This window comes from Peptoniphilus stercorisuis, from assembly GCF_017874395.1.
GTDB lineage: Bacteria > Bacillota > Clostridia > Tissierellales > Peptoniphilaceae > Anaerosphaera > Anaerosphaera stercorisuis.
On the sequence record NZ_JAGGLJ010000028.1, the window covers coordinates 1 to 7783 of the forward strand.

The 7783-nt window shown below is 27.6% G+C and carries 8 protein-coding genes; 1 reads left to right on the forward strand and 7 read right to left on the reverse strand.

Annotated features, from left to right (window positions below; translation table 11 throughout):
* Nucleotides 1-103: 103 nt before the first annotated feature.
* From J2Z71_RS08725 to J2Z71_RS08755, 7 genes are read right to left on the reverse strand one after another with little or no spacing between them, the layout of a single operon-like run.
* On the reverse strand, nucleotides 104-1771 hold the full coding sequence (locus tag J2Z71_RS08725) for a sensor histidine kinase (RefSeq protein ID WP_210062265.1): 1668 nt from the start codon (nucleotides 1769-1771) through the stop codon (nucleotides 104-106).
* 1 nt (nucleotide 1772) lies between these two features.
* Nucleotides 1773-2447: a response regulator transcription factor gene (locus tag J2Z71_RS08730; RefSeq protein WP_210062267.1), complete on the reverse strand. Its 675-nt coding sequence runs from the start codon at nucleotides 2445-2447 to the stop codon at nucleotides 1773-1775.
* Nucleotide 2448: 1 nt separating this feature from the next.
* Entirely contained in the window at nucleotides 2449-3081 is a 633-nt protein-coding gene (gene phoU, locus J2Z71_RS08735; protein ID WP_210062277.1) for a phosphate signaling complex protein PhoU, read from the reverse strand.
* A 1-nt stretch (nucleotide 3082) separates the two neighbouring features.
* The gene (gene pstB / locus J2Z71_RS08740) at nucleotides 3083-3838 is read right to left on the reverse strand and encodes a phosphate ABC transporter ATP-binding protein PstB (RefSeq protein WP_210062280.1); all 756 of its coding nucleotides are present in this window, start codon (nucleotides 3836-3838) and stop codon (nucleotides 3083-3085) included.
* Nucleotides 3835-4656 (reverse strand): phosphate ABC transporter permease PstA, encoded by an 822-nt coding sequence (pstA, locus tag J2Z71_RS08745; RefSeq protein ID WP_210062282.1) that lies wholly within the window; start codon nucleotides 4654-4656, stop codon nucleotides 3835-3837. Before pstA ends, pstB begins: the two co-directional genes overlap by 4 nt.
* Entirely contained in the window at nucleotides 4653-5552 is a 900-nt protein-coding gene (gene pstC, locus J2Z71_RS08750) for a phosphate ABC transporter permease subunit PstC (protein ID WP_210062285.1), read from the reverse strand. Before pstC ends, pstA begins: the two co-directional genes overlap by 4 nt.
* Nucleotides 5552-6403: a substrate-binding domain-containing protein gene (locus J2Z71_RS08755; RefSeq protein ID WP_210062286.1), complete on the reverse strand. Its 852-nt coding sequence runs from the start codon at nucleotides 6401-6403 to the stop codon at nucleotides 5552-5554. Before J2Z71_RS08755 ends, pstC begins: the two co-directional genes overlap by 1 nt.
* A gap of 177 nt (nucleotides 6404-6580) precedes the next feature.
* On the opposite strand from J2Z71_RS08755, the gene J2Z71_RS08760 reads away from it, so the two are divergent.
* The gene (locus J2Z71_RS08760; RefSeq protein WP_210062288.1) at nucleotides 6581-7600 is read left to right on the forward strand and encodes a PTS sugar transporter subunit IIC; all 1020 of its coding nucleotides are present in this window, start codon (nucleotides 6581-6583) and stop codon (nucleotides 7598-7600) included.
* The last annotated feature ends 183 nt before the right edge of the window (nucleotides 7601-7783 follow it).

Sequence of the window (7783 nt, forward strand, 5' to 3'; positions counted from 1 at the left end):
TCAAAAAGCCTTAGGATACTTATCTCCCTTAGAATACAAATTAAAATATCTATAATATTTTATTTGATGTGTACTTGACAGGGCATAGTATCTTTGGGAGTTTTTATTTTGGCAATTTTACTATAATAGTAGTTCCTATATTTTCTTTACTTTCTATTTTTATTTCTCCATTATGACTTATTACAATATGCTTTACAATACTAAGTCCAAGTCCTGTTCCACCTGATTTTTTTGATCTTGATTTATCCGCTCTATAAAATCTTTCAAAAATTCTCTCTTGATCTTTTTCAGATATTCCAATACCACTATCTATAAATTTCATTTCCACATAGTCTTTAGACTCACTAATATTAATTTTAACAAATCCATTTTCTCTATTATATTTAATAGCATTTTCAACTAAATTTGTAATAAGTTCCCACATCATAGTAGCATTTGCATTTATCTTTGCACTGCCACTTTTTTCAATAGATATATTTCTATTTTTAGCATTTTGTAAATTATTTTCTACTACTCTATTTACTATTTCTTCTAAATCAACTATTGTCTTATTTATATTTTCATTACTTTCTAAACTAGATATTTGAATAATATCATCAATTAAAACTAAAAGTCTTTTTGATTCTTCATATATTCTATTTATAAATTCTTCTTTGTCTTTTTCATCTTTTACCATATTATTTTTTATCAGTTCAGAAAATCCATATATTGATGTCAAAGGAGTCTTAAGTTCATGAGATACATTTGCAGAAAATTCAGATCTGATTTTTTCATTTCTTTTTTCTTTCGTTTCATCTATTAATAATAGTATTACTCCTGTTAATTTATCTCTTGTATAAATACTATTTAAAATATATTTTATACTTCTATTTTCAATTTCTAAAATACCTTCTGCACCTTCTCCATTAAAGGCATTTTTTATTGAATCTAAAAGTTCCGCATTTCTAGTAAGCTCTAAAACATCTCTTCCCACTAAGTTTTTACTACTTCCTAAGTATTTTGATGTTGATTCATTTATTATTAAAATCTCTCTATTTTTATTTATTATTACAATTCCCTCTGTCATATTTTCAAGAATTGCAGATATAGTATCTTGATTTTGTTCCATTTCTAATAATTGTTTTTTTATAGTTTTATTTTGATTTTTTATTTGTCTCATAAAAGGAGCTATTTCTGGAATTTCATTTATATCAATATTTTCTAAATCTTCTGCATTTTCATTTAAAGGCTGTAAGATTTTTCTTGTTGCATATTTTGATAATATAATTGCAAATATAAAAATAACAATGGAAAGTAATATATCCATTGGCAAAACTTTTAAAAATGCTCCAAAAATATTTTCTTTTTCTCTTGATATTCTCACAACATTTTCATTATTTAAATTATATGCAATATAATAAGTACTTTTAGATAGAGTTGTAGAATATCTGCTTTCCATTCCAATACCATATTTTTTAGCATCTATAAACTCTGGTCTATCCATATGATTTGTAAGACTTCTTATGTCTTTTTTTGAATCAAAAAGAGCCTCTCCCTTAGAATTAAAATATCCAATTCTTATTTGAGAATCTACATTTTTTATATCATTTAAATATTTTAAATCATCATCTACCTCTTCTAAATTTATCTTTATTAACTCTCCAAAGCTAGATAAATCTCTTTCACTTTGAGTTTTATAAAAATTATAATATATAGTTAAAGAAGAAACTGTACTTAGTACAAGTGTTAAAAGAGCTATGATGCAAAGTCTTCTAAAGATTCTTTTTTCCATTTTATTCTCCTACACTAAATTTATATCCAACACCTCTTATTGTTTTTATATATATTGATTTATCCTTTAATTTTGATCTAAGGGATTTAATATGCATATCTATTGTTCTAGTTTCTCCCTCATAATCATAACCCCACACAGAAGATATTAAATTTTCACGTGATAAGACTATATTTTTATTGTCCATTAAATAATTTAATAGCTCAAACTCTTTATAGGTTAAATCAATTTTTTCAGAATCAATATATACATTTCTTCCTAAAAGATCTATTTTTATTCCACCATATTCAATACTTTCTTCTGGATTTTTATTTAATCTTCTAAGTAATACATTTACTCTTGATAATAGTTCCAGCACAGAAAAAGGTTTTGTCATATAGTCATCTGCTCCATTATCAAGGGCTGTAACTATATCTATTTCTGCATCTTTTGCCGTTAGCATCATTACTGGAATATCCTTTGTTTTTGAATTTTTCTTAAGTTCTTTTAATATTTCCATTCCATCAATATCTGGAAGCATTATATCTAATAAAATCAAATCTGGAAGTTCATCTTTTAATGAATTAAAAAAATCACTTCCATTTTCAAAGGGACTCACTTCATATTCTTTAGATTTTAATGCATATTCAATTAATTTTAATATAGAAATATCGTCTTCAACTACATATATAATCATATTATCCCCTAATTGAAAAAATCACCCATTTTGAAATGTTAACAGCATGATCTGCTATTCTTTCTAAATATTTTGCAATCATCATTAAATCTACAATTGCAGCAGCATCTATTGTATCGTTTTTAATCATTTCAATTAAATCATCACGTACTTTTATAAAATAGTCATCAACTATATCATCATCTCTTACAATTTTTTCTGCCTTTTCAATATCACGATCTACATAGGATTGTAATGTATCATTTACCATTTTTATAGTGGCATCTGCCATTTCTATAATATGATCCATACTTTTTACCTTAAATCCCTCTGGTAAATTTACAGTAATTTCTGCAATATCTCTACATTGATCTCCAATTCTTTCCATATCTGTAATCATTTTAAGTGTTGAAGATATAGTTCTTAAATCTCTTGCAACAGGTTGTTGTTCTAAAAGAAGTCTTAGGCAATGATTTTGAATTAAAAGTTCCATTTTATCAATTTCTTCTTCATATTCAAATATTTTTTCTGCTTTTTGTCTGTCTCTATTATTTAAAAGGTCCACTGCCCCTTTTATTGCAGATTCTATTAAAACTCCCATTTCTAACATTTCACTATTTAAAAGATTAAGCTCTTCATCAAATCTTGTCCTCATATTAACCAAACCTTCCTGTTATATAGTTTTCTGTTTTCTCATTTTGTGGAGTTGAAAATATTTTAAATGTATCATTATATTCTATTACTTCTCCATTTAAGAAAAATGCTGTTCTATCTGAAACTCTTGAAGCCTGTTGCATATTATGAGTAACCATAATTATAGTATAGTTCTCCTTTAGCTCTGTTACAAGGTCTTCTATTTTTCCTGTTGAAATAGGATCAAGTGCAGATGTTGGTTCGTCCATTAGAATAACCTCAGGACTAACAGAAAGAGCTCTTGCAATACAAATTCTCTGTTGTTGACCACCAGATAGAGATAGTGCATTTTTATCAAGATGATCCTTCACCTCATCCCAAATTGCAGCACCTTTTAAAGAATTTTCAACTATTTCATCAAGTTTATTTTTATCTTTTATGCCATGAGTTTTTGGTCCATAAACTATATTAGAATAAATACTCATTGGAAAAGGGTTTGGCGATTGAAATACCATTCCAACTCTTTTTCTCAAATTATTAACATCATAATTTTTATCATATATATTTTCATCATCTAAAGTTATAAGACCATCTATTCTACAACCTTCTACTAAATCATTCATTCTATTTATACATTTAAGTGTAGTTGATTTACCACATCCAGATGGCCCAATAAAAGCTGTTATTTGCTTTTCATAAATATCTAAATTAATCTTTTTAAGAGCTTGAAAATCGTCATAAAATAAATCTAGATCTTTAATTTTAATTTTTTCTTTCAAACTTTTGCCTCCATAAACTTACTTGCAATTTTATTTGATATATAATTTATTAAAAGTACAAATAATAAAAGTACCATTGCAGTTGCATACCCTTCACCAATATGTTTACCCTCAGAAGAAAGCATATACATGTGTAGTGCTAAAGTTCTTGAGGATGAAAATATGCTATTTGGAATTTTTGTTGCTGTTCCAAGAGTATATATTAAACAAGCTGTCTCTCCTACTATTCTTCCTGTTGCAAGTACTATTCCAGATACTATTCCAGGCACTGCTACTGGAAGAACTACCTTAAATATAGTTCTTAATTTTCCTGCACCTAGTGCAAAACTTGCCTGTCTAATACTATCTGATACAGATTTTAATGCTTCTTCTGTTGATCTAATTATTAATGGCAATATCATTATTGATACTGTTAATACACCTGATAATATTGAATATCTAAATCCAAGTGTACTTACAAATAAAATCATTCCAAAAAGTCCATATACTATTGATGGAATTCCTGCTAATGTCTCTGCTGCAAGTCTTATAATATCTACAGCCTTTGATCCTTTTTTTGCATATTCTACTAAATATATTGCAGTAAATACTCCTATTGGAGTTGCTATTAAAATTGATAAAGCAACTACTATTAATGTTGTTATAATAGATGGAAGCATTGATACATTTTCACTTGTATAATTTAAACTAAGCATACTAAGTTTAAAATTTGGTATTCCCCTTAATAGTACATAAGAAACTATTACAAATAATGATCCAAAAGTTATAAACATTGATAGCCTAGTTGCTATTTTATAAAAACTTAATTTCTTTTTCATATTTTTTCACTTCTTTTCTTAAATATAAAAAATGAAATATTTATTATTAATATAAATATGAATAATACTGAAGCAGTTGCAATTAGAGCTTGTCTGTGAAGACCTTCTGCATATCCCATTTCTAGAACAATATTTGTAGTCATTGTTCTTATACCCTTAAAAATATTAAATGTAAGTCTAGTTTGATTTCCAGCTACTAGTATAACTGCCATAGTTTCTCCAATAGCACGTCCTATTCCAAGTATTATTCCTGCAAATATTCCAGATTTTGCAGCAGGAAGTACAACTTTTAAAATACTTCTTTCATGATCTGCACCAAGAGCTATACTTCCCTCATAATAAGATTTTGGAACAGTTCTTAAAGAAGATTCTGTAATGCTTATTATAGTTGGAAGTATCATTATTAAAAGAAGTATACTTGCAGTTAAAATACTCATTCCATTTCCACCAAACATATTTCTCATAATTGGAACTATTACAGTAAGTGCAAAAAAACCATATACTATTGATGGAATACCTGCCATTAAATTAAGAGCAGGTTTTAAAAACTTATAAACTTTTTTATTACAGTCAAAAGCAAGATAAGAAGCTGTAAATATTGCAATTGGAACTGCCATTACAGAAGCAAGTAATGTAATAATAATAGAACCTAAAATCATAGATCCTATTCCATAAGATGCCGGAGTATTTAAAGGAGCCCATTTTGTATTAAATATAAAATCCTTTATTCCAACTTCTTTAATCAATACAAATCCACCATTAAATATAAAAGCAGATATTAAAATTATAAAAAATACAGACAATAAAGCACAGGAGAAAAAGAAATATTTCATTGACTCCTCTTTAAAGTCTCTATTTCTTTTTCCTTTATTTTTTAAAACTAATTCCATTTCCATTATAGATCAGTCCAATTTTGTATCTTTCCTTCAAAAATATCCTTTATACTTTCTAATTTTAAATCATCTATTTTTGAATTATTATTTACAATTACTGCAATACCATCTATTGCAACTACCTCTACATTTAAATCTTTTTCTGAATCCTTTAATTCTCTTGAACTCATTCCAAGCTCTGCAGAATCATCTAATACAGATTTTATTCCAGCAGAAGAACCAGTTGCTTGAATATTTGCATTAAAATCAGGATTATATTTTTTATATCTTTCTACTAATTTTTCCATTAAAGGGTTTACAGATGTTGAGCCTGCTATAGTTATAGAAGCACTATTATTAATAGGAGTATATTCTCCAGTTGAACTTTCGCCAACATATCCTTCTTCTGCAACTATCTTTTGGCCAATATCACTTGTCATAAATTTTAAAAAGTCTTCTACTTCATCTGATATACCATCTTTATAGACAATATTAAAATTTCTAGCAATTTCATAAGATCCATCTTTAATATCTTCTGCACTTGCCACTACTCCATTTACATTTAGAGCTTTTACAGTATCATTTAAAGATCCTAAAGAAATATATCCTATTGCACTTTCATCACCAGCAACAGTTGTCATAACTGCATCAGTTGAATTTTGAACAATAGCTTCTTCATAAGTATTGTCTATTTCTTCACCATTTTCATCTTTAGCTAAAATACCTGTTATTTCTGTAAAAGCTGTTCTTGTTCCCGATCCTTGCTCACGAGTTACTACATTGATTTTCTCATCTTTGTTTCCACCACAAGCTACAAGAGATAAACTAAGCACTAAAACTGACGATACTAAAAATAATTTCTTTTTTAAATTCATAAAATACCACCCTTTCTCTATTTTCAAATTTATTATATCTTTACTTTGTAAAGTCCAAAGATTTCTATTGTAAAGTTTATGTAAAGTTTTTAAATTTTTCTATTTTCATCTTTTATACTTTACTATGTTATAATGATGTTAATTTGCAATTATTATTTAATTATAGAAAGGAATACTATGAAAGAATTTTTAAGACGTAAAAATGTAAATTTATCACTTAGAACTTATCTTGTAACTGCAACAGGTGCAATGGCCTATGGATTATTTGCATCTCTTCTTGTTGGAACCATATTAAATACAATAGGAACAGAATTTAATATTTCATTTTTATCTGATGTAATATGGCCTCTTGCACAAGAAGCAACAGGTCCTGCAATTGCAATAGCAATAGCTTATTCATTAAAAGCACCTGATCTTGTTTTATTTTCATCAACCTTAGTAGGTGTTGCATCTTATAAACTTGGTGGGCCTGTTGGAGTTTATTTTTCAACAATTATTGCTGTTGAACTTGGAAAAATCGTATCTAAAGAAACTAAACTTGATATTATTTTAACTCCAGTAGTTACTGTTTTATCTGGTGCAATTATTGCAACATTTATAGGGCCATATATTCAAGCTTTTATGGTTTCACTTGGAAATATTATAATGTTTGCCACTAAAAAAGAGCCTTTTACTATGGGAATTATAGTCTCAGTTCTTGTTGGAATTGCACTTACTCTTCCAATATCATCAGCAGCACTATGTATGATGTTGTCCTTATCTGGTCTTGCTGGAGGAGCTGCAACAGTTGGCTGTTGTGCTCAAATGGTTGGATTTGCTGTAATATCTTATAAAGATAATAAATTAGAAGGACTTCTTGCTCAAGGCATTGGAACAAGTATGCTTCAAATTCCAAATATTGTAAAAAATCCGAAAATTTGGATACCACCTACTCTTGCCTCTGCAATACTTGGACCAATCTCTACAATAGTTTTTAAAATGGAGAACTCTCCTCTTGGCTCTGGTATGGGTACAAGTGGACTTGTAGGACAAATAGAAACTTATAATTCTATGAAAAATATTTATTCAACTAAAGATTTATTTTTCATAATATTACTTCTTCATATAATATTACCTGCTATAATTTCACTTCTTGTATATATTCCAATGAAGAAAAAAGGGCTTATTAAAGATGGAGATTTAAAACTTAATAATTAAAAAGGACCTTTAAGATTATAATACCTCTAGAGTACACACTAAATAAAAAGTATAATATACTTAATTTAGAAAACTTTGGAAGTGTTATTTTTTTATGGGAAAACATGTTAAAAGAACTTTAGAAGAAAAAATCAAAATAGTCAAAGAATATAAGGAAGGTGCTTCATTAACGTATTTATGTGA

What these genes read in the sequence shown, in the direction of transcription:
- J2Z71_RS08760 (WP_210062288.1), top strand. Translation starts at nt 6,581, where the DNA reads ATGAAAGAATTTTTAAGACGTAAAAATGTAAATTTATCACTTAGAACT.
- pstC (WP_210062285.1), bottom strand. Translation starts at nt 5,552, where the DNA reads ATGGAAATGGAATTAGTTTTAAAAAATAAAGGAAAAAGAAATAGAGAC.
- J2Z71_RS08725 (WP_210062265.1), bottom strand. Translation starts at nt 1,771, where the DNA reads ATGGAAAAAAGAATCTTTAGAAGACTTTGCATCATAGCTCTTTTAACA.
- pstA (WP_210062282.1), bottom strand. Translation starts at nt 4,656, where the DNA reads ATGAAAAAGAAATTAAGTTTTTATAAAATAGCAACTAGGCTATCAATG.
- phoU (WP_210062277.1), bottom strand. Translation starts at nt 3,081, where the DNA reads ATGAGGACAAGATTTGATGAAGAGCTTAATCTTTTAAATAGTGAAATG.
- J2Z71_RS08730 (WP_210062267.1), bottom strand. Translation starts at nt 2,447, where the DNA reads ATGATTATATATGTAGTTGAAGACGATATTTCTATATTAAAATTAATT.
- J2Z71_RS08755 (WP_210062286.1), bottom strand. Translation starts at nt 6,403, where the DNA reads ATGAATTTAAAAAAGAAATTATTTTTAGTATCGTCAGTTTTAGTGCTT.